Here is a 24,631-nt window from a genome sequence, read left to right on the forward strand (position 1 = left end):
GCAACCTCCATATGTGTGGGGTGCGAACGGCGGGACCGCGACGGCGGTTCCCCCGCGACGCGTCAGGCCGAACGGAACAGGCGACCGCGCTCGGTCAGCGCCACTACCGTCAGCGCCACAACGCCGCAGATCAGGAACCCCGCAGCCAGCGGCGCGGTGCTGCCGTCGAACGCCTGACCGATGACGACGCCGATCACCGCGCCGAACGTCACGCTGGTAAAGCCCTGCACGCTCGATGCGGTGCCGGCGATCCCGCCCATGTTCTCCATCGCCATCGACGAGAAGTTCGACGTCGCGAGGCCGAAGCACCCCATCGTCAGCGCCTGCAGCACGACGAACCCCACCAGCGTTTCGTATCCGGCAAGCGCGATGGCCAGGTGGATCGCGCTCAGCACCACCAGCGCGGTGACCGCGCTGTGGCTGATCAGCCTCGTCCCCAGCCGCATCACCAGCCGCGCATTGGTCAGGTTCGCCGCCGCCATCAGCATCGCCGTAAGCGCGAACATGACCGCGAGCAGCGTCGGCCGTTCGAACGTGTCGAACATGATCTGCTGCACCGAATTCAGATAGCCGTACAACGCGCCCATCAGCGACGTCGACGCCAGCGTATAGCCCAGCGACCAGCGATCCCCCAGCGTCTGCTTCCACCCCGCCCCGATACGCGCGATCGACAGCGGCTGCTGCGCCTCGACCGCCAGCGTCTCCGGCATCCGCACATAGAACCACGTCCAGATGCCGATGCTGATCCCGGCGATCACCCAGAAGATGCCGCGCCAGTTGGCGAATAGCAGCACCGTCTGGCCGAATGCGGGGGCGAGCACGGGGACGATCATGAACACCATGAACGCGATCGACATAACACGCGCCATCGGCCGCCCGTGATAGCAGTCGCGCACCATCGCCACCGTCGCGACGCGGGTGGCGGCGACCATCGCCCCGCCGAACACGCGGGCGGCAAGCAGCAGCGTGAAGCTGGCGGAGATCGCACAGGCCACGTTGGCGATCGCATAGCCGCCGATCGCGAACAGCAGCACGGTCCGCCGGCCGAAGCGATCCGCGAGCGGTCCGTGCGCCAGCTGCGCGATGCCGAATCCCAGGACGAAGGCGGTGATGATGAACTGCCGCTGGTTCTCGGTCGCCACGCCCAGCGCACGGCCCATCGCGGGCAGCGCCGGCAGCATCGAATCGATGCCCAGTGCCGCGAGCGACATCAGCGCCGCGACCAGCGCGACGAATTCGGTGAAGCCGATCGGCGCGCCGCCCATGGCGGGCGTCGGATCGGCAGCGACGGGCGGAACGCCGGATGTCGCCGGCGCGGTGGATGCAGTTATTCGGGTCACGATGCTGTCCTGATACGCGCCGAAGCCGTCCGGCGGAACCCCGCTTGAACCCTGCGCCACACCGGCCTACGTGTATTGGAACAACAACACACGAACGGGATGACCGATGAACCGCACGCTTATGCTCGCCGCCACGCTGGCGCTGCCGCTCGCCGCCTGCGATCGCTCCGGACAGGGTACGTCGGTGTCGATCAACGCCGATGGCGGCAACGTGCTGGGTGCGGTCGATGCGCGCTCGGGTGAGGTCAAGCTGAACGTCCCGGGCTTCTCGGGGCAGATCAAGCTGCCCAAGCTCCAGCTGGACGCCTCCGATTTCGATCTCAACGGCGTGCGGCTGTATCCCGGCTCGACGATAGACAATATGGATATCACCGGCGACGGCAAAGGCGGCGGCGTCCGCATCCGCTTCACCAGCCCGGCCACGCCGGAAGATGTCCGCGGCTGGTTTCAGCAGCGGCTCGGCAAAGCGGGCTTCACCATCACGCCGTCCGATCAGGGTCTCACCGGCACGACCAATGAAGACAAGCCGTTCCGCCTCGACCTGACCGGTGATGGCGAACGGCAAGCCAAGGGAACGATCGTGCTCGGCAGCTGAGCCCGATCGACCGGGACCGGTCCGCTACAGCGCGCGGACCGCGTCCAGTACTGCGGCGGCGTGGCCGGGCACCTTGACCTTGCGCCACGATCGCACCAGCCGGCCGTCCGCCCCGAACAGGAAGGTCGCGCGCTCGATCCCCATGTACGTCTTGCCGTACATTTGCTTTTCTCCCCACACGCCGAAGGCGTCGCAGACGCTGCCATCCTCATCGCTCGCCAGACCGACGGTCAGGCCATGCTTCGCGACGAACCTGGCGTGTTTCGCCGGCGGATCCTTGCTGATCCCCGTCACGCTCGCACCGGCCGCGGCGAACGCATCGGACAGGCTGGAGAAATCCTGCGCCTCGCGCGTGCAGCCCGGCGTATCGTCCTTGGGATAGAAATAGACGACCGCCGGCATCGGCAGGTCGGTCAGGCGGACCGGCGTACCGTCGGGCATCGTCGCCGTTACCGCGGGCATCGTCATACCGTCATCCATGCGTCTCTCCCGTCATCCGGTGCCAGGCGGTTTCTACGTCGTGGCGTGTCGCGGCGAAGCCGGCAAGCACCGCGTCCCAATCGTCACGCTGCAAGGCCCTTGCGATCAACGCGCGCGTCGCCGGCGGCGGCTCGGCGGCATCCGGCGCCACCAGCCGTAATGTGACGAGCAGACGCGTCAGCAGCGCGTTCGCATCCACCAGATTCGCCGGCAGCAGATCCCGCCGTACCAGCGCGTCGATCGCCTTGCCCAGATGTGGATCGAAACCGGCCCGGTGCTGCAATTGCGCGAGATGGACGGTGAATTCCAGGTCGACGAGGCCGCCCGGCAACAGTTTGGCATCCAGCGGACCCTGCGGTGGTTTGTGCCGGGCCATCTCCGCCCGCATGTCCGCGGCTTCCGCAACCAGATCGCGCGATGGTCGCGCGCCCTGCAGCACTTCGGCGATCACCGCCGACGCTGCCACCCGCGCGGCAGGAGAACCGAAGACGGGACGGGCGCGGGTCAACGCCATATGCTCCCACGTCCAGGCCTCCTCGCGCTGATACCGGGCGAAGGACTCGAGCGATACGACCAGCGGTCCCTGCGTGCCCGACGGCCGCAGCCGCGTGTCGACGGCATAGAGCGGCCCGGCCGCGGTCGGCACCGACAGTGCCGCACTGACCCGCTGCGCCAACCGATTGTAGTATAGCGTCGCGCCCAGCGGTTTCCCGCCATCCGATTCCCGGCTGAAATCCCCCGTGAACAGATAGACGAGGTCGAGGTCGCTGGCATGCGTCAGCGCCCCTCCGCCCAGTCGTCCGTACGCGAGGATGATCAGTTCGCTGTCCGGCACACTGCCATGCACCTGCTCGAAGGCCGCAACCGTCGCCTGCGCCAGGACCTCGATCGCGGCTTCCGCGAGCCGGGCGTAGCCGGACGCCGCGTCGAGCGGGTCCGCGACCGCCGCGACGACCTGCGACCCCAGCGCGAACCGTTTTTCGCCGATGACGCGGCGGACATGATCCAGCAGCGCCTGATAATCGCGCGCCTCGCCGGTCCGCATCTCCGCCGACAGCCGGTCCACGCTGTCGAGCGGTTCGAACGCGCTGGCATCGATCAGCCAGTCGATCAGTTCCGGCCGTGTCGCCAGCGCATCGGCCAGCGGGGGCGCATGGCTCAGGATCGTCGCCAGCAGCGCGGCCAGACCGGGCCGGGCTTCCAGCAGCCGCAAGATATTGATCGCGCTCGACAGGCGCTCCAGCAGCATGTCGAGCCGCAACAGCGCCGCCGCCGGATCGGGCGCCGCGACCAGCGCCGGCATCAGCACCGGCAGCACCGCTTCCAGCGCATCGCGCGCCGCTGCGCTGCGCAACGCCGGATAACGACCCGCGCGCCACACTGCGATCCGGCCCGCCGCCGCCTCGCCGTCGTCGAAACCGATATCCGCCAGCCGCGATGCCAGGGCCTGCGCTTCGTGCGGAAAGGCCGCGGATCGGCCATCGTCCAAGGCATCGTAGATCCGCCCCGCCGTCTCGACCGGCCGGCGAAGCAGCGCGATCAGCTCGCCGCCGGCGTCCAGCCCATGCAGCTTCGCCACGTGATCCAGCGCGGCACCCGACGGCAGGACATGCGTCTGGCGATCGTCGATCATCTGCACGCGATGCTCGATCGTCCGCAACACCGTGTAGGATTCCGTCAACGCGCCGGCCTGCTCGTGGTCTATCCATCCGGCGGCCGCGAGTGCCGCGAGCGCGTCCCGGGTCGCGGGCAGGCGCAGTGCCGGATCGCGCCCGCCATGGATCAGCTGGTGTATCTGCGCGAAGAACTCGGCCTCGCGAATACCGCCCCGGCCTCGCTTCAGGTCGAACCCCGGTCCGAACGCCTGCCCGCTGGCATAATGATCGCGGATGCGCCGCGACAGATCGCGGATTTCGCCGATCGCACCGAAATCGAGGCCGCGTCGCCAGACGAACGGGCGGATCGCATCGAGGAAATACGCGCCCAGCGCCATGTCGCCCGCCGCAACGCGGGCGCGGATGAACGCCGCCCGTTCCCACGTCAGCGCCTGACTTTCGTAATAGCCGATGGCGCCACCCACCGGCAGTGCGATCGGCGTCACCTCGGGGGACGGCCGTAGTCGCAGGTCGACCCGCAGCACGTATCCATCGCCATCCCGCGCCTGCAACAATTCGACGACCCGCTTCGCGATGCGCACCGCCGCCTCTTCGGGCTCCTCGCGCGCCCGGCGGGGCAGTGTCGCCGGATCGAAGATCAGGATCGGGTCGATGTCCGAAGAATAATTGAGTTCGCGGCTGCCCTGCTTGCCCAGCGCGATGGCGGCAAAGCCGCAGGGCTCCGCGCCCGGCGTGCGTTCCTCGATCGCCGCGCGGATCGCACGATCGAGCGAGCGATCGGCGAAATCGGTCAGCGCATGCGTCACCGCCGTCAGATCGAACGTGCCGGACAGGTCGCCGATCGCCACGCTCAGCGCCAGTGCCCGGCGATCGAGGCGCAACTGCCGGCCGATCGGCATGTCGGGACGGGCGGTGCTCCACTCCAGGTCGATCACGCCGTCGGCCAGCCGTGCGGCCAGTTCCGGCTCGCGATCGATCAACAGCGCCAGAAACGGCGCATGCTGTCGTGCCCGCGACAGGGCATCGTTCATGTCCGGCAACATCCGCACCTCCGTCCGACGCATATGCGCAACATTTCCGGAAGACGGTCGTTGAGCATGGTATGACGATGGACCAGCATCACGTATCGGGAAAGGCGGAACGCGGCGACTATATCGTGCGCGGACCTCGTCCTGCGGACGCGATCGGCCACACGTTGCGCGGCATCTTCCGTGAAACGACGCTGCCTGACGACTTCACGGTATTGCTGCACCGGCTCGATCGCGTCGTGCACTGACCCGGCCGCCGCGGCGTCAATGACCGCGGCTGAGTTCGTCCACCTCGCCCATAATCGTGTCGAGAGCGGTTTTGTTCACGTCCGTCTCATGCTCGCGACGAGAGGGCAAGGACCCCTCGGTAAGAATAGTCTCCAGCGCCACCCGCCCCCGCGCCACCCGACTCTTGATCGTGCCCACCGCGACCTGACAGATTTCTGCGGCCTCTTCATAGGCGAAGCCGCCTGCACCGACGAGGATCAGCGCCTCACGCTGCGGCTGCGGCAGGTGCAACAACGCACGCTGCATGTCGCCAAGTTCGACGTGACGGTCTTGGCTGGCCGGTGCCGCAAGGATTCGATCCGCGACCAGATCGTCCCACTCACCCTTGAAGCGGGCGCGTCGCATCTGCGACAAGTACAGGTTGCGCAGGATGATGAACGTCCAGGCACGCATGTTCGTCCCAGCCTGAAAGCGCTGACGCGCCGCCCATGCCTTCAACAGCGTTTCTTGCACCAGATCGTCGGCAAGATCACGACTGCCAGACAGGGATCGACCAAAGGCCCGAAGATGGGGAATGACCTGCGCGAGCTGCTTCTTGAACTCGGGATCGGACAAGGCGACATGTTCGACGGGCTCAATCGGCGCGTCGTCGTCTTCATAGTCATCATCACGCGAAGCAGGCTGGGTCATGCAAATCCGTTCGAAGCCGGGGACATTGTTGCCGCCTCAGGCGACAAGGTAATGATCCTCTTCGGCAAATTCCAGTGAGGTGTCCGGACCGGGCCAGTTCAGCGCAGGATCAGGAACGCAAAGATCGCGATGACCAGCGCCAACGATATACCAAGTACATATCGGGTCACGCCCGGCGTCGCACCCGCACGGGCTTCGGTGGTGGTCACATGCACTGTTTCGTTCGGATCAGCCATGATCGTCAAACCCCCGAAGTCCGTTTTGGGTCCGTAACTTTTTTTCTGGATCAGGCCAGCGCGGCGGGGATCGTGGCCTGATCGAAAAACAGCGCTTGGCTTATCGCCGCCTTCACCGTCGACCGCTGGAACGGCTTGGTGATCAGGAACGTCGGCTCGGGCCGCTCGCCGGTCAGCAGGCGCTCGGGGAACGCAGTGATGAAGATTACCGGAACTTCGAATTCGGCGAGGATGTCCTTCACCGCGTCGATGCCCGAACTGTCGTCCGCCAGCTGGATGTCGGCGAGCACCAGGCCTGGCCGATCCTCCATCGCTAGCGCGACCGCTTCGTCACGGGTCACTGCGACGCCGGTAACCTCATGACCCAAGTCGCGAACGATCGTCTCGATATCCATCGCAATGATCGGCTCGTCCTCGATGATCAAAACCCGCGCCCGTGTCTGCTTCTCGATCTCGGCCAAGGCTTCGGCAACCAGCGTTTCAACCTCGCTGGTATCGACCTCAATCAGATACGCTGCGTCTTCCGGGGTGAAGCCCTCCATGGCGGTCAGTAGCAGCGCCTGACGCGACAATGGCGTCATTCGCGCGAGCCGAGCACGTGCAACCGCCTCCGTTCCTTCCGCATCGCTCTGTGAGGTCTGCTCTTCGCCGTCGACATTCGCCGACGACCAAATCCCCTGGAACATACGGTATAAGCCCAGCCGCGGATCAACGTCGCGCGGGAACTGGTCGGGGGCGGCGACAATCGCCTCCAGCGTCGCGCGGACATATTTGTCGCCCTGATGCTGGCTGCCGGTCAGGGCTCGGCCATAGCGCCGCAGGAAAGGAAGATGCGGTGCGAGTTGCTGTCCAAGCGACATGGGTGGTGTTCACTCCCTGAAATACTGAACGGACGCCTGATCTGTGCCTGCGTCCACGGCTTTGCAACGGTGTTTGTCGAAGAACCCAGCCGCCCCCTTCAGACCTGCGGAATTTTCGTGCGTCGATGGAACCAACGAACGCGACTTTGGTTTCATCGGCAATTGGATGGGCAAACCGCTTCGAAAAAAGCGGCCCCGTTTGCGTTGCGTCGATTGCCCGGTACGCGCCGGGCCACCAGGGGGACATGTTGGAATTGCCCGGCGACAAGGATAAGAAAACGTCTTCCAAGAAGTCTCCTGCAAGGGTTCAGAGCAAGGATCGCGACATGGGCGCGGCCCTGCGTTCTGCCTATCAGAGGACAATCGATGAAAGCGTTCCGGATGAAATGCTCGACCTGTTGAATAAGCTCGCCTAGCAGGGGGCATGGCCTCCACGTTAGACGCTGCCTCATCCACCCGACGCGCGGCGATGGCTCCGGTGTCGGCGTTTTCACGCCTGCCCACGGGCGCCAAGCTATTTATTACATTGAGCATCGCGCTTCTCTTGCTCGCACTCATCGCGATCGGTGCGACGCTTCAGACCGGCCGAACCGCCGATGCGGAAGCGCGGGCCAGGTTGCGCATCGCTGCCAATGAAAGTGCGCGAAGTATCGCTATCGAGTTGGTCGGCGACATGACTGCCTTGCGCGTCGCCGTGAACGCGTTGCAGGTCGATGCCGCCGACGCCCCTAGCTGCGCCCGCGCTCAGGGCGTCTTCGCGCAACAGGCAACGACAGGAACGCGCTTCTCGATCGTTGACCGCAATGGCCGGCTTTTGTGTGGCGAGGCGCTGGATAACGACGTCACCCTCGATACCAGTACCGCGGTAGGGGCAGCGGTGATACCCGATCGCGGATTGATCCTCGCGATTGCTGGCCCGCGCCGCGGTCCCAGCGCACGCGTGTTCTTCCCGCGGAATTTTCTAGCCCGGCTTGCGGCCCCCGCCAGCAGGGCCATGCCTCTCGCCAGCGCCCTGATCCATGACGACGAGACGCTGGATCTGGCGTCTATTCCCGATCTCGGCCCACTCGATCGGGTCGAGACAGTCACGAATGACCTCGGCCTCGGCGGCCTGACGCTGCGGACCAGTATCCGCAGTGCCCCTATAACCTCCTCATTCCTCGTCGCTTTGATGCTCCCGCTGCTCATGTGGGCCGCCGCGGCGGGCCTGTCGTGGTTCATCGTTGACCGGCTGCTGATCCGTCCACTGCGTCGGCTGCGCGCCAGCGTCGCTTCCTATACGCCGGGCGAGGAGATCGATCCTGGTAAGCTCGGCCCGCTACCGGCGCAGGAGATTCGTGAGCTCGGCGATACCTTCCGCGCGATCAGCCGCACCGTCGCGTTACATGAGGCAGGGCTCGCCGATGCCGTGGTGCGCCAGACGAAGCTGACGCGTGAGGTGCATCACCGCGTGAAGAACAACCTTCAGGTTATCTCCAGCCTGATCAACTTTCACGCCCGCGGGGCGCCCAGTCCCGATGCGACCGCCGCCTACGCCTCGATCCAGCGCCGCGTCGATGCGCTTGCGGTCGTGCATCGCAACCATTTCGCCGAAATGGAGGATAACCGCGGTCTCAATCTGCGATCGGTGATCGGCGAACTCGCCTCCAACATTCGCTCGACAGCGCCCGAAGGAGCAACCAGCCTGTCGATCTCGCTCGATATCGACCCCTACCTCGTCAACCAGGACGTGGCGGTCGCCGTTGCGTTTCTTGTCACCGAAACGATCGAACTCGCGATGAATTGTGATCCCGCTGCGCAAATACGCGTGGCCATCAACCCCGGCGACGATGCGAACAAGGCCAAGCTGCGCGTGGTATCCCGCGCCTTCGTCGAAAGCGAAACGCTGCAGGCACTGTTATCGACCCGCTATGGGCGAGTGATGGAAGGACTGTCCCGACAGCTTCGCGCTCCTCTCCACCACGACCCGATGGTTGGCGCATACGAGATCGCGATCGCCGTCATCGGCCGCGACTGACACCCCGGCTCTCTCAACAATTCTGGACAGGGCCGGGAACCACCGTCGGACGCCGGTGTTATGCAATACGGATCGCGACCTTATGCCCCCCCGCTATCGCGATCCACGACATAGGCCCGAAAGCATTCACCCTCCCCCCCCCGGTGATGTTTTCGGGCCTTTAACGTTGCGGCCTCCGCCCATTCCGTCGGACCCTGATCAATGAGTTGCGCAGCCGGAACGAATGTCCGTCCCGAACATTTCACAATCGGTCTATATGCCTCAGGAGGTTCTATGCGTAAGGTTCTTGGAATGGTTGTCATTGCCGGCGCGCTAATGGTCAGCGCCTGCAACACGGTCGAGGGCGTCGGCAAGGACGTCAGCTCGGCGGGGAGCACAGTCGCCAAGACCGCTGACGACGCCAAGTAAGCGCATTCTGCTGTATCAGGCTGGCAGGCCCTCGCTCGCAAGAGCGGGGGCCTTTTCATTTAAGCGAAATATGGAAGCTGGTCACACACCGGCGACAAACATTAGACAAGGCCCAGCCCGCGCAGATATCAGCATGCGCTGTCGAGTAAACTAGGCCCATCGGACCGACATCAGGCTTCAACGATGTCAGTCCCCGCCTCCTTATGCCGCTTCCGCTCTGTGAACCAGATACCGATGATCGCAACTTCGTAGAGCAAAATCAGCGGCACAGCGAGTAGCACCTGACTCATAAGGTCGGGCGGCGTCAGCACCGCCGCAATCGCAGTCGCGCCCACGATCGCGTAGCGCCGCGCGGCAATCAGCTGCGTGCGAGTAACGATCCCTGCCCGTTCCAGCAGCATCAGCAGCACCGGCAACAGGAAAGCGAGGCCGAACGCGAACAGGAATTGCATCACGAACGACAGGTAATTGCCGATCGCGGGTAACGCTTCCTGATTGACGCCGCCAACATTACCCTGAAAGCTCAACAGGAAATGCAGCGCCATCGGAATTGCCATATAATAGGCCAGTGCCGCGCCGCCGATAAACAAAACCGGGGTCGCGAGGATGAACGGCAGCAATGCGCGCTTTTCCTTCCGATACAGGCCAGGAGCGACGAATTGCCACAATTGGTTGGCGATCACCGGAAACGAGATCATCATCGCCGCAAAGAATGCGACCTTAACCTTGACGAAGAACGCCTCAAATATCTGCGTGTAGATCACCGTCTTCTGCCCCGCCGACAGCAGAGGCTGGACGAGGAACGCAAAGATATCCTCAGCAAAAAAATAGCTGACGCCGAAGGCCACCACCAGCGCGGCCATGCAATACAGCAAACGCCGCCGCAACTCGATCAGGTGATCCAACAACGGCGCCCGGCTCGCGTCAATCTCGTTTTCGATTTCCGGCTCGCTCATGAGGGAGTGCTATCAGGCCGAGCAGAGGGTTGATGGTCGGCGGCTGGAACCACCATCGTTTTTTCTACCATCGCCGGTGCGTCGATCCCGGATGATTGCTGTGCCGGCTGCGCGCCCGTGGCCGGCGCAGGCACGCCCGGCTCGGCAGCCGCAAGCGATTCGGCATCGGACGAAACCGGATGTTCCGCCATGATCCGCGCGTTCTCCGCGGCCCAGCGCTTCTCCATCTCCTCCAGTTCGGCCTCGCGTACCATGTTATCGAAGCCCTGCCGGAACGAGCGACTCACGCCACGCGCCTTGCCGACCCAATAGCCGACGACACGCATCGCCTTGGGCAGGTCTTTCGGCCCGATCACCACCAGCGCCACGATAGCGATCAGCAGGAATTCGGACGAGTCTACGCCGAACATGGGAAGCTATAGCTCTGTATCGAAGCTGGTTTAACGGTCGTCGCGAACGCGCTCGCCATCGCGATCGAAAGCGGGCTCGGCAGCCTTCTGCGCTTCGATCCGCGGCGCAGGCTTCGTCGCGGCGTCGTCGTCCTGCTCGGCCATGCCCTTCTTGAAGTTTTTCACGCCCTTGGCGACGTCGCCCATCAGGCTTGAGAATCGTCCACCACCCAGCAGCAGGATTGCGACGACGGCAAGAACGAGCAGATGGATCGGGCTGAAGCTGCCCATGGCGTATCTCCTAGAATGCCGTTCCATCTAGTCGCTCTCGCGGTCGTTTTCCACCTCCAAAGCAAGATCGACCGGGTCGAGCAGTCCAGCTGCCTTCAAATCGTCGATACCCGGTAGATCGCGGCGACTTTCCAGCCCGAAATGCGCGAGAAAATCCGGCGTCGTCGCGAACATCAGCGGCCGCCCCGGCACCTCCCGGCGTCCCGCTGGTCTCACCCATCCCGCCTCCATCAGCACGTCGAGCGTCCCCTTGCCCGTCTGTACTCCGCGGATCGACTCGATCTCCGCGCGCGTCACCGGCTCGTGATAGGCGATAATGGCCAGCGTCTCGGTCCCGGCGCGGCTCAACCGCCGCACGTCCTCGCGGTCGCGGCGCAGTAGATGCGCGAGGTCGGGGGCCGTCTCGAAATGCCACCGTTCGCCCCGGCGGACCAGCATGATCCCACGCCCCGAATAGTCGGTCCTCAGGCGCGCCAGCGTCGCGCGTACGTCGATGTCGCCCACATGGGCGCGGATACTGTCAACGCCCATCGGCTCGGCCGCCGCAAACAGCAGCGCCTCCACCGCACGTACGGCATCATCAGATGGCGTCATGTGATCGACCGGATGTAGAGGGGGGTGAAGGGGGCTTGCTGGAGTAGTTCTACGCGCCCTTGTTTGGCGAGTTCGAGTGCGGCGAGAAATGACGATGCGAGTGCCGATTTGCGCAGTCGTCCCGAGCCATCCGGCAGGAAGCTTTCCAGCGTCGACCAGTCGATCCGGGTGCCCACGAGTCGCGACACCCGCGCGAGCGCCGCCTCCAGCGTCATCACCTCGCGGTCGGCGACGACGTGCATCACCGGCCGCGTCCGCGCGCTGACCCGGCCATACGCGGCGATCAGGTCGTAGATATCCGCCTGCCACCGCGACCGCCGCACCACCCGCAGCCCTTCCGGCGCGCGTCGCATGAACACGTCGCGCCCCAGCCGGTCGCGCGCCATGAGCCGCGCCCCCGCTTCCCGCATCGCATTCAGCCGCTCCAGCCGCGATTGCAGCCGCAACGCCAGTTCTTCCGGATCCGGCTCGACCGCCGGATCGCGCGGCAGCAGCAGCGCCGATTTCAGATATGCCAGCCACGCCGCCATGACGAGATAATCGGCCGCCACCTCCAGCTTCAGCGTCTGGCGCTGGTGGATGTAGCGCAGATATTGCTCGACCAGGGCCAGGATCGACAGCTTGCGCAGGTCGACCTTCTGCGACCGCGCGAGCGTCAGCAGCAGGTCGAGCGGCCCTTCCCACCCTTCCAGGTCGAGCGTGAGTTGTTCCGGCTCAGCCATCGCCTCAGGCGAGCGCGAGCAATGCGTCGCGCCGCGCTATCAGCGCGTCGAAGTCGCCCGTGGGGGCACCGACGCTCGCCATCGCCCGGTCGAGCCGCGCCCGCGCCGCGTCGCCGATCGCACCGAGTCGCCCGGCGATCTCGACCATCTCGTCCATCCGCGCCCAGCAATCGAGCACGAGGTCGCAGCCTGCGGCGATCGCCCCCGCCGCCTTTTCGCCCGCGGTGCCGGACAGTGCCTTCATATCGATATCGTCGGTCATCAGCAGCCCGTCGAAGCCGATCGCACCGCGGATGATATCGGCGATCACCGTCGACGACAGCGTCGCCGGATGCTCGCGATCCCAAGCCTCGAAAACGATGTGCGACGTCATCCCCATCGTCGCATGCGACAGCGTGCGGAACGGCTCCAGATCGACCTCCAGCGCCGCCGCGTCCGCGGTGACCGTGGGGAGCAGATGATGGCTGTCCACCCGCGCACGTCCGTGCCCTGGCATATGCTTGACCACTCCGACGACACCGCCGGCCGCCAGTCCTTCCAGCATCGCCCGCCCGAGCGCGGCAACCTGCATCGGCTCTGCCCCGTAGGCGCGACAGGTGATCGCCTCGGTGGTGTCGGGCTGTGCGACATCGACGATCGGCGCGCAATCGACGGTGATGCCGACCTCCGCCAGCATCAGCCCGAGTGCCTGCCCGTTGGCACGCATCGCCTGGATCGCCGACATCGGTGCGGTCCGATAGAGCGCATCGAACGCCGGCCCCGCAGGGAACGCCGGCCATTCCGGTGGCCCCATCCGCGCGACGCGGCCGCCCTCCTGATCGATCAGGATCGGCAGGTCGTCGCGTCCGGCGAGTTCGCGCAGCGAATCCGTCAGCGCCCGCACCTGCGTGCGGTCGGCGATGTTGCGCTTGAACAGGATATAGCCGGCGGGCTCCGCGTCCGCGAAGAACGCACGTTCGTCGGAGGATAGCGCAAGGCCGGCGATGCCGAAGATGACGGGCTTCATGCCGAGTGGTTAGCGAGTCGAGGGAAGCGACGCTAGGGTTTGGCAAATCCTCCCCGGCACGCGGGGGGGGGTTGGGGAGAGGCAGCGCCTACGTGGCGGTGACGGTGGGGGCCTTCGCACGGTCACCGCCATGTGAAGAGCCCCCCTGACCATCCCGCGATGCCGAACACCCCTGTTTCGGGAAGACGCTAGCTGGCGACGAAGCAGCTTTCGCCCGCTACGCGCAGACGTCCGCAGATGTCGGCGGCCTGATTGGCGCTGCCCGCGTTCACCCGCAGGCGGTACAGGGTCCGCCCGCCCGTCGCGACCGACTGTACCGATTGACCCAGTGGTGCCAGATAGCTGAACCGCTTGGAGAAACCGTTCCAAGCCGCCTTGGCCGCCGCCTCGCTGGGATAGGCGCCAAGCTGCACGAGCGAACCGCTGCCCGCTGCGCCAGCGGCTGCGCCGCGCTGTACCGTCACCGGCTGCGTCGCCACCAGTCGCCCGCCGGACGCCGGCACCTGCGCCACCGCATTGCTGCCACCGCTCGCCGAAGGTCTGGCATTCGGTGCGACCCGGCGGCCCTCGATCGGCCTCTCCGGCACCGCATTCAGATCGATCGACCCGTTGCCCGCCTTGCCTGCGCTGGTGGCGATGGCGGCGTCGCCCTCGCCCTTCACCTTCAACCCGCCGGGATCGTCCGGCTTGACCTTGTAGTCACCCTCTTGCGCGGCGATCAACTGACCGTCGGCGGACTGGCGCGTCTGAAGCGCGTAGATGCCGTAGATGATCGCCGCGAGCACCGCGAGGCCGAGCACGACCATCGCAATAACCTTGCCGATCGGGGCTCCACGCTCCTCGTCCGGCTCGACGGTTTCGAGCCACGGCAGGCGGTCCTCCTCACGCAGGTCCATATCGTCCGCCATCACTTCATCTCCGAAACCGCGACAACACCCATGATGCTGAGCCCGTTACGAATAATCTGTGCGACCGCTGTCGCCAAGAACAGACGTGCACGCGTGGCATCATGATCCTCGACCACCAGGAAGCGACGATCGGGACGATCGTTACCGACGTTCCACAAAGCATGGAAAGCCGCTGCCAAGTCATAGAGATAGAACGCAATTCTATGCGGTTCACGTGCCATCGCCGCGGTCTCGACGATACGCGGGAACTGCGCCGCCAGCTTCACCAGCGCCAGCTCCTCCGTATCAAGCCGGGACAGATCCGCCGAACCGCCGACGATCCCCGCCTCCGCGGCACGCCGGTGCAGCGATGCGACGCGGGCATGCGCATACTGGACGTAGAACACCGGATTGTCCTTCGACGCCTCGACCACCTTGGCGAAGTCGAAGTCCATCTGCGCGTCCGACCGGCGCGTCAGCATGGTGAAGCGCACCACATCCTTGCCCACTTCGCGCACCACATCGGCCAGCGTCACGAAGTTGCCGGCGCGCTTGGACATCTTCACAGGCTCGCCACCGCGTAGCAGCCGCACCATCTGGACCAGCTTGACGTCGAACCGCGTCTTGCCGCCGGTCAGCGCCGCAACCGCGGCGACGATCCGCTTGACCGTCCCGGCATGATCCGCACCCCAGATGTCGATCAGCTGATCCGCCGACTGGCTTTTCTGGAAGTGATAGGCGAGATCCGCGCCGAAATAGGTCCATTGTCCGTTGGATTTCTTGATCGGCCGGTCCTGATCGTCCCCGAACTGCGACGAGCGGAACAACGGCAATTCGACCGGTTCCCAATCGTCCGGCGTTTCGCCCTTCGGCGCCTCAAGCACGCCGTCATACACCAGCCCGCGTGCGCGCAACTCGGCCTCTGCCGCCTCGGGCTTGCCCGCCGCCTGCAATTCCGCCTCGGACGAGAACAGATCGTGGTGGATGCCGAGAAGGGCGAGATCGTCCTTGATCATCACCAGCATCGCGGCGACCGCGCGGGTGCGGAACAGCGCGAGCCACTCCGCCTCGGGCGCATCGACATAGCGATCGCCGAATTCACCGGCGAGTTCCTGGCCGATGCCGACGAGATAATCGCCCGGATACAGCCCCTCGGGGATCGTGATCGTCTCGCCCAGCGCCTCGCGGTAGCGCAGGTGGGTCGAGCGCGCGAGCACATCGACCTGCCCCCCGGCGTCGTTGACGTAATATTCGCGGATCACCGTATGTCCCGCAAACTCCAGCAGGCTGGCGAGTGCGTCGCCGACGACGGCGCCGCGGCAATGGCCCATGTGCATCGGCCCGGTCGGGTTCGCCGAGACATATTCGACATTGACGCTCACGCCCTTGCCGAGCGTCGAGCGGCCGTAATCGTCGCCACCCGCCTGAATCTGCGCCAGCTCGTCCCGCCACGCCGCATCGGTCAGCCGCAGGTTGATGAAGCCCGGTCCGGCGACGCTCGCTTCGGCCACGTCGTCCAGCTTGCCCAGTTCGGTCGCCAGTGCCTCCCCCAGCGCCCGCGGATTGATCCCGGCCGGCTTGGCGAGCACCATCGCCGCATTGGTCGCAAGATCGCCATGCGTGACGTCGCGCGGCGGTTCGACCGTGACGTTCTTGCGATCCAGCCCACCCGGGAGCGTTCCGGCGGCAGTCAACGTGTCGAGGGCCGTCGCGACATGCGCGGCGAAGCGGGTGTAAAGCGTCATGAGCGTCCGTTCGGCAAAAGCGCCGCGCTCTACCGCACAACGCCGGCCGGTTCAAATCAGGCGCGCAGCAGCCCCTCGATCGCCGCGGTCCTCGCGCCGGCCGGGAACAGTGCCGCCATCGCCCGCGCCGGCTCCACCCCGAAATGGCTTGCCACCGCGCCGCCGATGAACGCATCGAGCGGCGTCGTCGGCTTCAGGTCGCGGCCCTCGTAGAGGTTCGCCGGTGCGAGACCAGGCCAGTCGCCCAGCACGCGCCCGCCCTTCACCGCACCGCCGAACAGCATCGCCGCGCTGCCGGTGCCGTGATCGGTGCCGCCGGTGCCGTTGACCGCGACCGTCCGCCCGAATTCGGTTGCGACCAGCACCAGCGTATCGTCCCACACCGGCCCCAGCCCCGCCTGTAATGCGCCGAGCATCGCATCCAGCCCCTTCAACTGCTGGGCCAGCCGCCCCCGCTGGCCGGCGTGCGTATCCCAGCCGCCGGTTTCGATCGTGGCGATCCGCGCGCCGTTGGCGGGGGCGAGCAGCCGTGCCGCCAGCGCGCCCGTCGCCGCGGCGTTGCGGCCATTGTCCTGCGCCAGATCGCTGGTCAGCTGCCGCGTCGTCAGCGCCTCGTTCCACAGGGCATGCAATTGCTGGTCGCCCTGATACAATTGCGTCACCCGCGCCAGCAGGTCGTCGGAGGCATCGGGCAACGACGAGGGCGCGTAGCTCGCCACCTCACGTCGCCCACGCAATGCCATCGGCACCGTAGCGGCGATCGCGATCGCCCTGGCATCGTCCGTCGGCACGACGCCGAGCAGCCGGTTCATCCAGCCGTCCTTCAGCTGGTACGCGCCGGTGCCGCCCGTCTCCAGCACGTTCTGCCCGTCGAAATGCGACCGGTCGCGGTACGGCGAGGCGATCGCATGCGCGAACAGCGCCTGCCTCTTGCCGTACAGCCCGGCGGCATTGGTCATCGCCGGATGCAGCGCGAACATCGCATCCAGTTTCGTGCCCGCGGTCAGGTCTTCCGCCAGCACGCCGCGAGCGCCGACGAAGGCCGGATCGCCCACCGCGCCGATCGTGCCGAGGCCGTCCGCCGCCCCGCGCTGGATGATGAACACGAACCGTTTGGCCGTCGCCGCCTTCGCGAACGCCATCCGGGGGGCGAAGGTGCCGAGCAGCCCGGCCGCGATAAAAGAGCGTCGATCCATGATCCTACCTCCGCATCATTTCGGGCGATACCAGCAACAGTGCGAGCGCCTGCCCGGGGCTTTCGGCGCGCGACAGTGCCTGCGTCGTCGCGGGCGACACCGCCGCCGGAAACAATCGCTCCGCCAGCGCCCGCGCATCCACGCTCGCGCCGGATCGCGCGGCGAACCGCTCCGCCGCCTCGACCCGGCGCATGATCGCGTCGGGGCCGGCCCAGGCGGGCGCGCTATCGTCATATCCGATCGGCTGGCCCGGCTTCCATACCGGCTGGCCGAGCTGGTTGAGCAGCCCGAATGCCGCCTGCGGCTTCACCTCCGTCAGGCCCAGCGCGCGATAGGCGGCGATCGACCAGTCCCACGGTGTGCGGAACTTGGCGGGTGCCGGCGTCCACGCTTCGGGTGACGCGATCAGCGCGCGGTACACCGTCGGGAGGTCGCCACCCGATGTCAGGAACGCCCGCTCCAGTCGCGCCACCATCGCCGGCGGTGGCGTGTCACCGGCGAAGTGCCGCGCCAGCTTGGTCGCGATATGCCGCGCCGTCGCCGGATGGACCGCCAGATCGGCCAGCACCGCGCGCGCCTGTGCCTCGCCGGCCTGCGGATATCCCTTGCCCATGATCGTCCGTGCGCCGGGCTGATGGACCGCCGCCGCGAAGACGAAGCTGCCCGGCGTCGCCGCGCCGGCCAGCCGCGCGCCCGGCCCGCCGCCGATCCCGCCGACCGTCCAGCCCGTCATCGCCCTTGCGAATTCGGTGACATCCGCCTGCGAATAGCCGGTGCGCACGCCGAGGGTGTGCAACTCCATGATCTCGCGCGCCAGATTTTCGTTCAACCCGACCTTGCGCCGCCCGCGCGCGCCGATGCGCAGGCCGAGTGGACTGTCCGGCCCCACCGACACCGCCTGATCCAGATACAACAGCATCGCCGGATGCCGCTCGACTGCGAACAGCATGTCGGCGAAGCGGCCCATCACATGCGGCCGGATCGCCTCCATCTCCAGCGTCCCCGCGAGGCCGACCAGTTCCAGCTTGTCCGCGCTGACCGCGAAATGGTTCGCCCAGAAGTGCACCAGCCGCTCGGCAAACGGCGTGTCGCTGACGATCGCCGCGTCGGTGCGGGCGCCGATCAGCGCCACGTAGCGGCCCTGCGCGATGCGACGTGCGGCCTGCCGCGCTGCCATCGCGGCATCCCTGCGCGTCGGTGTCTCCGCCATGGCGGGATCGTTCGCCGGGGCCTGCGCAGCCATCTGCATCGGCGCTTCTGCCGTGTTCGCTGCGGGGGATCGCCCCGATGCCATCTCCTGCCGGATCGTTCGCTGTTCCGCCTGCCAGGCGGCCAGATCGGCCGCGACCAGCGCACTCGTGGGCGCAGACGCCACGGCCGCAGGCGCTGGCCGGTAGCGTGCGATCTGGTCGACGAGCCAGCGGCGCGGATCGTCCGGCGCGGGTTGGTCCGGCCGCGCACCCAGCCCGAATCGATTCCATGCGATGGCAGCGTCCGACATCATCGTTGCTCCTCGTTCCTTGATGCCGTGTGCGCCTCAATTGTCGCAGAACTATGCCGGTGGACGATTGCGGCGGGTGCAATCGTATACGGATGTCTTTGCAGTTGAGGTCTATGCTGCGCTGCAATAACTGCTGGGTTCGAAAGTTGGGAAGGACCTGATCAGGCTCGACGCTTCAAATTGCGGGAGACGATCATGCGCAAGACCTTTGCTATTCTGGCCACCGTTGCAGCCACGCTCACCTCGACGATCGGCATGGCCCGCGAGGGCGAGCGGACGTTCCGGCATGAGGGGCAGACCTATGTCTACACCACCACGGTGTCCGACGGCCGTCAGGTCATCAGCGGCCGCCGCTATCCTGCCGGCGCACCCTTCCGCCTCGTGGTGCGCGGCAATCGCGTGACCGGCACGGCGGGCGGCGTCCCCGTTTCGTTCAGAACCGCCGACGCGAAGGGCGCGGTCAAGGGGACGCAGCTGGCCTCGCGTTGAACGGTACCGGACGATCGCACGACCCGGGGCAGCACCAGCCGCCCCGGGTCGTTTCGTGTCACCGCGACGGCTCCCTCGCTGGATCGGAGCCACTTGCGGGTCGGGGAGTCACCGCCGGGTACGATGTCGAGACGGGGTCGGGTCAGAACCCTTCCGGCAGATCGATCTTGCCGACCAGTTCGCGATATCGCGCGATCGCGTATCGATCGGTCATGCCTGCGATGAAATCCGCGATATGCCGGCTGCGCTCCGGTTCGGCGGCGGGAACATCCTCCGCCCATTCGTCGCTCATCGCTGCGGGATCGGCGCGATAGGCGGCGAACAACCCGCTGACGATGCCGTGCGCCACCGCCGCCGCCTCGAGTTGCCGCGGATGATGATACAGGTTCGCATACATGAAGCGCTTCAGATCGCGCTCCTCCTCGCGCATCGCGGGCGAAAAGCCGCACAAGGGCGATCCCGCGTGCCGCACGTCGTCGGCGCTCGCCACACCCGATGCGGCGACCCGCCGCGTCGTCTCCTCGATCAGGTCGTTGACCATCGTCCCGATCTGGCTGCGCACCAGCTCGCTCGCCAGCCGCTTCGGCGCGACGTCGGGGAAGCGCGCGCACGCCGCCCCCCATCCCCGCGCCACGATCGGCACCGCCAGCAACTGGTCCAGCGTCAGCAAGCCCGCGCGCAGTCCATCGTCGATATCGTGGTTGTCGTATGCGATGTCGTCCGCGATCGCCGCCACCTGCGCCTCGAGACTGGCGTGCGTCGTCAGATCGAGCGGAAAGGCCGTATCCGCGGCACGCAACGCCCAGCCGGGATGCCGCACCGGGCCATTATGCTTCGCCAGACCCTCGAGCGTTTCCCACGTCAGGTTCAGCCCATCCCAGCGGGGGTACGGCCGCTCGATGTGCGTCAGCGCGCGCAGCGTATGGCCGTTGTGATCGAAGCCCCCCGCATCGGCCAGCGCCGCCTTCAGCGCATCCTCGCCGGCATGGCCGAACGGCGGATGGCCGATATCGTGCGCCAGACACAGCGCCTCGGTCAGGTCCTCGTTCAGCCCCAGCACCCGCGCGATCGTCCGGCCGATCTGTGCGACCTCCAGACTATGGGTCAGGCGAACGCGGAAATGATCGCCATCCGGCGCCATGAACACCTGCGTCTTGTGCCGCAGCCGGCGGAAGCTGATCGAATGGATGATCCGGTCGCGATCGCGCTGGAAATCATCGCGTGGCCCACGCACGGCGATCGGTGCGGTGCCGGTCTGCTCCTCGTACAACCGGCCTCTGCTCCGGGCCGGATCGGAGGCCCAGGGCGCGCGGGACGTCACTTCGCGGGCAACTTCGTCACCGCCTGCCCGGCATCGCTGGTGAAGGTGAACGCCGACACGCCTTCCCTGGCAAGCTGGTTGACGAACGCTCGCGCCTCGGCGTCCGTCCTGAACGGACCGGTCAGGACGCGGTTGGTCGCGCGCAAGGGCGTCGACCAGCCACCGCGGCTGCCGAATACCGCCGGCGCCTTCGCCTTCACCGCGGCATAGGCCTTGGGCAGATCGCCGGCATAGGCACCGCCCGCCACCTGTACCCAGACCCGCGCCGGGTTGGCGCGCGCCGCCTTCTTCTCCTCCGCTGCAGCCTTCGCCTCGGCCAGCTTCTTTTCGTCCGCCAGTTTTTTGGCCGCGAGCGCCTTCTTGTCCGCCACTGCCTTGCGATCGGCAGCGCGTTTATCGGCTGCGGCCTTCGCCACGAGCGCCTTCTCGGCCGCCGCGTCGCGCTCTTCCTTGGCCTTCGCCTCGGCGATCACGCGCGCAGCCGTTTCGGGCGGCGGTACTGCGGCAGTTGCCGTTGGCGCGGGCCGGGCGGGTTCGGCGACGCCGAGCTCCGCCGCCGGGATCGAGAGACCCGCGACGATCCGCGCCAGAACCGAATCGGCCTCGGCCCGCGACGGCGGCGCGGTGAACGCCGGTGCCGGTGCCGGTGCCGGTGCTGGCGGCGCGACTTCGACGACGGCGGACGCGGATCGGGTACGGAGCGCCGCCATGTTCGTAGCCGCATTCGTCGGCGACGCCGCGGCAACCCCGGTTGCCTTCCCGGGTACCGCCACGACGGTCGCCGCCGTTTCGACTGCGGGTTGGGTCGGCGGCGTCGTGAAGCCCGGTGCGATCGTCCGCGACGTGACCGCCGGGGCCGGCGCGGCCGCCGATCCGGCCGAGCCGACCGGTGCCGCAGCAACCCGCGTCGTCGCCGCCACCTGCGTCGATGGAGGCGTCGACGCAGGTGGCGACACAGACGATGCTGCCGGTGTCGACGCCGCTGCCGCCGCCAGATTGGCCGCACGCGCAGCCTCACCGGGCCGGGCGGCAGCCGCCGGCTGTGTCGCCGTCGGCAGCACCGCCGAGGTCGCCGGCGCGCTCGTGACGATATCGGTACGGGGGGTCGCCGTCAGTGGCGCGCTTCGCGTTTCCGTCGGTAACGGCTGGACCCTGGCCAGCGCCGCGGTCGCATCCTGATAGGTCGGGCGCACCGCGGCGACCGGCACGCTCTGCCGCCCCGGCCGCAAGGTGGCCGCCGGTTGCACGATCGTGTTCGACGCCAATGCAACCCCGGCATCACGTCCGCCCTCACGACCACGCCGGTCGCGTCCGCGCCGATTGCGATCTTTCCGGTCGGACGCGGCGGGCTGTACCGCCGCCAGCGCCACCGGCTGCACTTCGGGCGCGAGTTGCGGCAGCATGGGAGCAAGGCGCGCATCGGCGACCCGCTCCGGTGTCGCATGCACCTCACCGAAATGCACCGCGAAGGCGCGGTCCGCGGCGGGCAGCGACGGCAGGCGTTGGAAAAACGGCTGCAATCCCTGAGCCATGCCGGGCGGCAGCATTGTGGTCGCGATCTTCTCCGCTCCCGCCTGATCGCCCCCCATCGCCAGCACGAAGGCACGGATGCGCCACGCACTGCGATCCGATTTGCGCAGTAGCGGATCGAGCTGCTCCAACGCCGTGTCCCGTCTGCCGGAGATGCCCAGCGACAGGGCATAGCGCTTGACGATCTCGTCATCGGGGCGGGCCTTCAGCGCCAGCCTGTAATCCCGTTGCGCCCGCTCCTGCTGGCCGATCAGGTCGTACGCCAACCCGCGATCCGCCGCGAAGTTGCGCGCGTCGTAACCCGCTGCCTCGGCTTGCGAAAAATATCGGAGCGCCTCACCCGGCCGTTCGGAGCGGACCAGGATCGACCCCTCGCCCGCCTTGATCCGCGGATCGGTCGCCGACACCTTCTCGGCGCGCGCAAAGAGCGATGCCGCACCGCTGAGATCGCCCAGCGACAGCGACAGGTCCGCCGCGGCGATCAACGCGTTGAGATCGCGGGGATTGGACGCGAGCGCTCGCATCTGTTCCGCAAGGCGATCGGCACTGGTGGTGCCGGGCAACGCCTGCACCACCTCCTGCGCCAGCAGGGCGGCAGGCGCACTCGCCACCAAAAGAGCGGCGGGCGCCAGTAAAGCGGAGGTCAAGAAACGCATGGGATCGCCCCGACTAGAGCGCAGAGCGGCTGAACCGGCAATGTCCGATCCCGGCGGGCGCGATGAAGTGAGGCTAGATGACGACGAAAGCGGGATGTACGGCGCGCGGCGCCGTAATGCCGTCAGGAATGCCGCGATAGGTCGGCCAGCCAGGCGTAGCCCAACGAACCGTCTTCCGTCGGGCCGATCCCCGGCGGAGGCAGGCGGCGCCCGGGGCGCCGCCCCACCCGACGCTTACTGGTTGTTCTGCCGATGCAGGAACCGCGGAATGTCGATCGCATCCTTGGCGTCGCCGTCCGTTTCCTCACGCGCCGGACCGCGGGCCGCATTCGACATACGCTCGAACAGGGTTCCGCCCAGCTTCACCCGCGGCTGAGGCGCCGCATCGGGCGCTGCGGCCTCGCTACCGGGCGCGATCCACGGGCGACGACCGGCTGCCGCCTCGGGCGCCGGCGCACGTGCCGCTGGCTGCGGCTCCGCGCGGGATGGCGCTTGCGGCACGATCGTCTCCGCACCCAGCACCAGTTCGTCATCTGCCGATTCGGCGGCCGGTGCGGGGGCTTCCGCCTTGACCGCATCCGCCGGGCCGAGATCGAGCGGCGCAGGCTCTGCCGCTGGCTGCGGCGTGAACGACACCGACGGCGCAGGCGCAGCGGCGGGTGCCGCCTCGCTCACGCCGCTCGGACGGAACGAGGTGCTGTCGTCGGTTTTGCGCCCCATGCCGAAGCTGAACGATTTGGCGCTCTCCGGTGCCGGCGCCGATTGGCCCGGCTTTGCGTCCGAATCGATACCCGTCGCGACGACCGACACGCGAATGCGGCCTTCCAGTTCCGGATTGAACGCCGAACCCCAGATGATGTTGGCGTCGGGATCGACCAGATCGCGGATATGATTCGCCGCCTCGTCGACCTCGAGCAGGCGCATGTCGTCGCCGCCGGTGATCGAGATGATGACGCCCTTCGCGCCCTGCATGCTGACGCCGTCGAGCAGCGGGTTGGCGATCGCCTTCTGCGCCGCTTCCAGCGCGCGATTGTCGCCGCTCGCCTCGCCGGTGCCCATCATCGCCTTGCCCATCTCCTGCATCACCGAACGGACGTCGGCGAAGTCGAGGTTGATGAGGCCGGGCATGACCATCAGGTCGGTGATGCCGCGGACGCCCTGTTGCAGGACCTCGTCCGCCATCTCGAACGCTTCCTTGAACGTCGTGTTGGCGTTGGCGATCAGGAACAGGTTCTGATTAGGGATGACGATCAGCGTATCGACGTACTTCTGCAGCTCCTCGATGCCACCCTCGGCGCTCTTGGCGCGGCGATTGCCCTCGAAGCTGAACGGCTTGGTGACGACGCCGACGGTCAGGATGCCCATATCGCGCGCCGCCTTGGCGATCACCGGCGCCGCACCCGTGCCGGTGCCACCGCCCATGCCGGCAGCGATGAAGCACATATGCGCGCCTTCCAGCCGCTTGGCGAGATCGTCGATCGTCTCTTCCGCCGCCGCACGGCCGATCTCCGGCCGCGAACCCGCGCCGAGTCCTTGCGTGATCTTCGCGCCGAGCTGGATGCGGTGCGGTGCGATCGACGATTTCAACGCCTGCGCATCGGTGTTGGCGACGAGGAAGTCGACGCCCTGCACGTCGGCGCGCATCATGTTGGCGATGGCGTTGCCGCCGGCGCCGCCGACGCCGATGACGGCGATACGCGGGGTCAGTTCGTCGACCTCTGGAGTGATGAATTCGATGCTCATGACCTGACTTTCTCCGCCCCTACCGGTGAACGCGCCGGGACCTTGATTAACCTTTTGCCTCAACGACTCGCAACGTTCCACAGAAAACGAAGGCAAGCCATCGACGC

The 24,631-nt window shown here is 66.8% G+C and carries 25 protein-coding genes; 6 read left to right on the forward strand and 19 right to left on the reverse strand.

From position 1 onward, the window contains the following. Window positions 1-62: 62 nt before the first annotated feature. Window positions 63-1,340: a multidrug effflux MFS transporter gene (locus tag NF699_07075; protein USU06414.1), complete on the reverse strand. Its 1,278-nt coding sequence runs from the start codon at window positions 1,338-1,340 to the stop codon at window positions 63-65. 106 nt (window positions 1,341-1,446) lie between these two features. On the opposite strand from NF699_07075, the gene NF699_07080 reads away from it, so the two are divergent. Further along, entirely contained in the window at window positions 1,447-1,935 is a 489-nt protein-coding gene (locus NF699_07080; GenBank protein USU06415.1) for a hypothetical protein, read from the forward strand. A 24-nt stretch (window positions 1,936-1,959) separates the two neighbouring features. Here NF699_07080 and NF699_07085 read toward each other — a convergent pair whose 3' ends face one another. Together NF699_07085 and NF699_07090 are read right to left on the reverse strand one after the other, a co-directional pair. Further along, window positions 1,960-2,415: a peroxiredoxin gene (locus tag NF699_07085; GenBank protein ID USU06416.1), complete on the reverse strand. Its 456-nt coding sequence runs from the start codon at window positions 2,413-2,415 to the stop codon at window positions 1,960-1,962. After that, complete coding sequence (locus NF699_07090; protein USU06417.1) at window positions 2,408-5,062, reverse strand: bifunctional [glutamine synthetase] adenylyltransferase/[glutamine synthetase]-adenylyl-L-tyrosine phosphorylase; 2,655 nt, start codon at window positions 5,060-5,062, stop codon at window positions 2,408-2,410. Before NF699_07090 ends, NF699_07085 begins: the two co-directional genes overlap by 8 nt. A gap of 77 nt (window positions 5,063-5,139) precedes the next feature. Between NF699_07090 and NF699_07095 the strand changes: the two genes are divergently transcribed. Continuing rightward, window positions 5,140-5,307 carry a hypothetical protein gene (locus tag NF699_07095; protein USU06418.1) on the forward strand — a complete coding sequence of 56 codons (168 nt, stop codon included), beginning with the start codon at window positions 5,140-5,142 and terminating at the stop codon, window positions 5,305-5,307. 16 nt (window positions 5,308-5,323) lie between these two features. Here NF699_07095 and NF699_07100 read toward each other — a convergent pair whose 3' ends face one another. The 3 genes from NF699_07100 to NF699_07110 form a co-directional block, all read right to left on the reverse strand. Continuing rightward, the gene (locus tag NF699_07100; GenBank protein USU06419.1) at window positions 5,324-5,977 is read right to left on the reverse strand and encodes a sigma-70 family RNA polymerase sigma factor; all 654 of its coding nucleotides are present in this window, start codon (window positions 5,975-5,977) and stop codon (window positions 5,324-5,326) included. A 98-nt stretch (window positions 5,978-6,075) separates the two neighbouring features. Beyond that, complete coding sequence (locus NF699_07105; GenBank protein ID USU06420.1) at window positions 6,076-6,213, reverse strand: hypothetical protein; 138 nt, start codon at window positions 6,211-6,213, stop codon at window positions 6,076-6,078. 50 nt (window positions 6,214-6,263) lie between these two features. After that, entirely contained in the window at window positions 6,264-7,073 is an 810-nt protein-coding gene (locus NF699_07110; protein ID USU06421.1) for a response regulator, read from the reverse strand. A gap of 125 nt (window positions 7,074-7,198) precedes the next feature. Here NF699_07110 and NF699_07115 point away from each other — a divergent pair, with 125 nt between their 5' ends. The 3 genes from NF699_07115 (at window position 7,199) to NF699_07125 (ending at window position 9,498) form a co-directional block, all read left to right on the forward strand. Then, window positions 7,199-7,489 (forward strand): hypothetical protein, encoded by a 291-nt coding sequence (locus NF699_07115; GenBank protein USU06422.1) that lies wholly within the window; start codon window positions 7,199-7,201, stop codon window positions 7,487-7,489. A gap of 53 nt (window positions 7,490-7,542) precedes the next feature. After that, window positions 7,543-9,090, forward strand: coding sequence for a sensor histidine kinase (locus NF699_07120; GenBank protein ID USU06423.1), 1,548 nt, complete (start codon window positions 7,543-7,545; stop codon window positions 9,088-9,090). Between the two features lie 273 nt (window positions 9,091-9,363). Beyond that, the gene (locus NF699_07125) at window positions 9,364-9,498 is read left to right on the forward strand and encodes an entericidin A/B family lipoprotein (GenBank protein USU06424.1); all 135 of its coding nucleotides are present in this window, start codon (window positions 9,364-9,366) and stop codon (window positions 9,496-9,498) included. Window positions 9,499-9,668: 170 nt separating this feature from the next. Here the strand turns inward: NF699_07125 and tatC are convergent, their stop codons facing one another. The 10 genes from tatC to NF699_07175 form a co-directional block, all read right to left on the reverse strand. Continuing rightward, window positions 9,669-10,454 carry a twin-arginine translocase subunit TatC gene (tatC, locus tag NF699_07130; protein ID USU06425.1) on the reverse strand — a complete coding sequence of 262 codons (786 nt, stop codon included), beginning with the start codon at window positions 10,452-10,454 and terminating at the stop codon, window positions 9,669-9,671. Next, window positions 10,451-10,864, reverse strand: a complete 414-nt coding sequence (tatB, locus tag NF699_07135) for a Sec-independent protein translocase protein TatB (protein ID USU06426.1) — start codon at window positions 10,862-10,864, stop codon at window positions 10,451-10,453. The genes tatC and tatB overlap by 4 nt, the downstream gene beginning before the upstream one ends. Before the next feature lie 30 nt (window positions 10,865-10,894). After that, window positions 10,895-11,134, reverse strand: coding sequence for a twin-arginine translocase TatA/TatE family subunit (locus NF699_07140; GenBank protein USU06427.1), 240 nt, complete (start codon window positions 11,132-11,134; stop codon window positions 10,895-10,897). Window positions 11,135-11,161: 27 nt separating this feature from the next. After that, window positions 11,162-11,728 (reverse strand): SMC-Scp complex subunit ScpB, encoded by a 567-nt coding sequence (scpB, locus tag NF699_07145; GenBank protein ID USU06428.1) that lies wholly within the window; start codon window positions 11,726-11,728, stop codon window positions 11,162-11,164. Beyond that, window positions 11,725-12,450 carry a segregation/condensation protein A gene (locus tag NF699_07150; GenBank protein USU06429.1) on the reverse strand — a complete coding sequence of 242 codons (726 nt, stop codon included), beginning with the start codon at window positions 12,448-12,450 and terminating at the stop codon, window positions 11,725-11,727. The genes scpB and NF699_07150 overlap by 4 nt, the downstream gene beginning before the upstream one ends. 4 nt (window positions 12,451-12,454) lie before the next feature. Beyond that, a complete protein-coding gene (locus NF699_07155; GenBank protein USU06430.1) occupies window positions 12,455-13,456 on the reverse strand; it encodes a beta-hexosaminidase in 1,002 nt (333 codons plus the stop codon). Between the two features lie 188 nt (window positions 13,457-13,644). Further along, entirely contained in the window at window positions 13,645-14,364 is a 720-nt protein-coding gene (locus tag NF699_07160; protein ID USU06431.1) for an SPOR domain-containing protein, read from the reverse strand. Further along, window positions 14,364-16,088: an arginine--tRNA ligase gene (gene argS / locus NF699_07165; protein USU06432.1), complete on the reverse strand. Its 1,725-nt coding sequence runs from the start codon at window positions 16,086-16,088 to the stop codon at window positions 14,364-14,366. Before argS ends, NF699_07160 begins: the two co-directional genes overlap by 1 nt. A gap of 56 nt (window positions 16,089-16,144) precedes the next feature. After that, window positions 16,145-17,284: a DUF1501 domain-containing protein gene (locus NF699_07170; protein ID USU06433.1), complete on the reverse strand. Its 1,140-nt coding sequence runs from the start codon at window positions 17,282-17,284 to the stop codon at window positions 16,145-16,147. A gap of 4 nt (window positions 17,285-17,288) precedes the next feature. Further along, window positions 17,289-18,785 (reverse strand): DUF1800 domain-containing protein, encoded by a 1,497-nt coding sequence (locus NF699_07175; protein ID USU06434.1) that lies wholly within the window; start codon window positions 18,783-18,785, stop codon window positions 17,289-17,291. Between the two features lie 195 nt (window positions 18,786-18,980). On the opposite strand from NF699_07175, the gene NF699_07180 reads away from it, so the two are divergent. After that, window positions 18,981-19,274 carry a hypothetical protein gene (locus tag NF699_07180; protein USU06435.1) on the forward strand — a complete coding sequence of 98 codons (294 nt, stop codon included), beginning with the start codon at window positions 18,981-18,983 and terminating at the stop codon, window positions 19,272-19,274. 142 nt (window positions 19,275-19,416) lie between these two features. Here NF699_07180 and NF699_07185 read toward each other — a convergent pair whose 3' ends face one another. The 3 genes from NF699_07185 to ftsZ form a co-directional block, all read right to left on the reverse strand. Next, window positions 19,417-20,595 carry a deoxyguanosinetriphosphate triphosphohydrolase gene (locus NF699_07185; protein USU06436.1) on the reverse strand — a complete coding sequence of 393 codons (1,179 nt, stop codon included), beginning with the start codon at window positions 20,593-20,595 and terminating at the stop codon, window positions 19,417-19,419. Next, complete coding sequence (locus NF699_07190) at window positions 20,592-22,781, reverse strand: tetratricopeptide repeat protein (GenBank protein USU06437.1); 2,190 nt, start codon at window positions 22,779-22,781, stop codon at window positions 20,592-20,594. Before NF699_07190 ends, NF699_07185 begins: the two co-directional genes overlap by 4 nt. Before the next feature lie 234 nt (window positions 22,782-23,015). Then, window positions 23,016-24,524, reverse strand: a complete 1,509-nt coding sequence (gene ftsZ, locus NF699_07195; protein ID USU06438.1) for a cell division protein FtsZ — start codon at window positions 24,522-24,524, stop codon at window positions 23,016-23,018. Window positions 24,525-24,631 lie beyond the last annotated feature (107 nt).

This window comes from Sphingomonadaceae bacterium OTU29LAMAA1 (assembly GCA_024072375.1).
In the GTDB taxonomy this organism is placed as follows: domain Bacteria; phylum Pseudomonadota; class Alphaproteobacteria; order Sphingomonadales; family Sphingomonadaceae; genus Sphingomonas.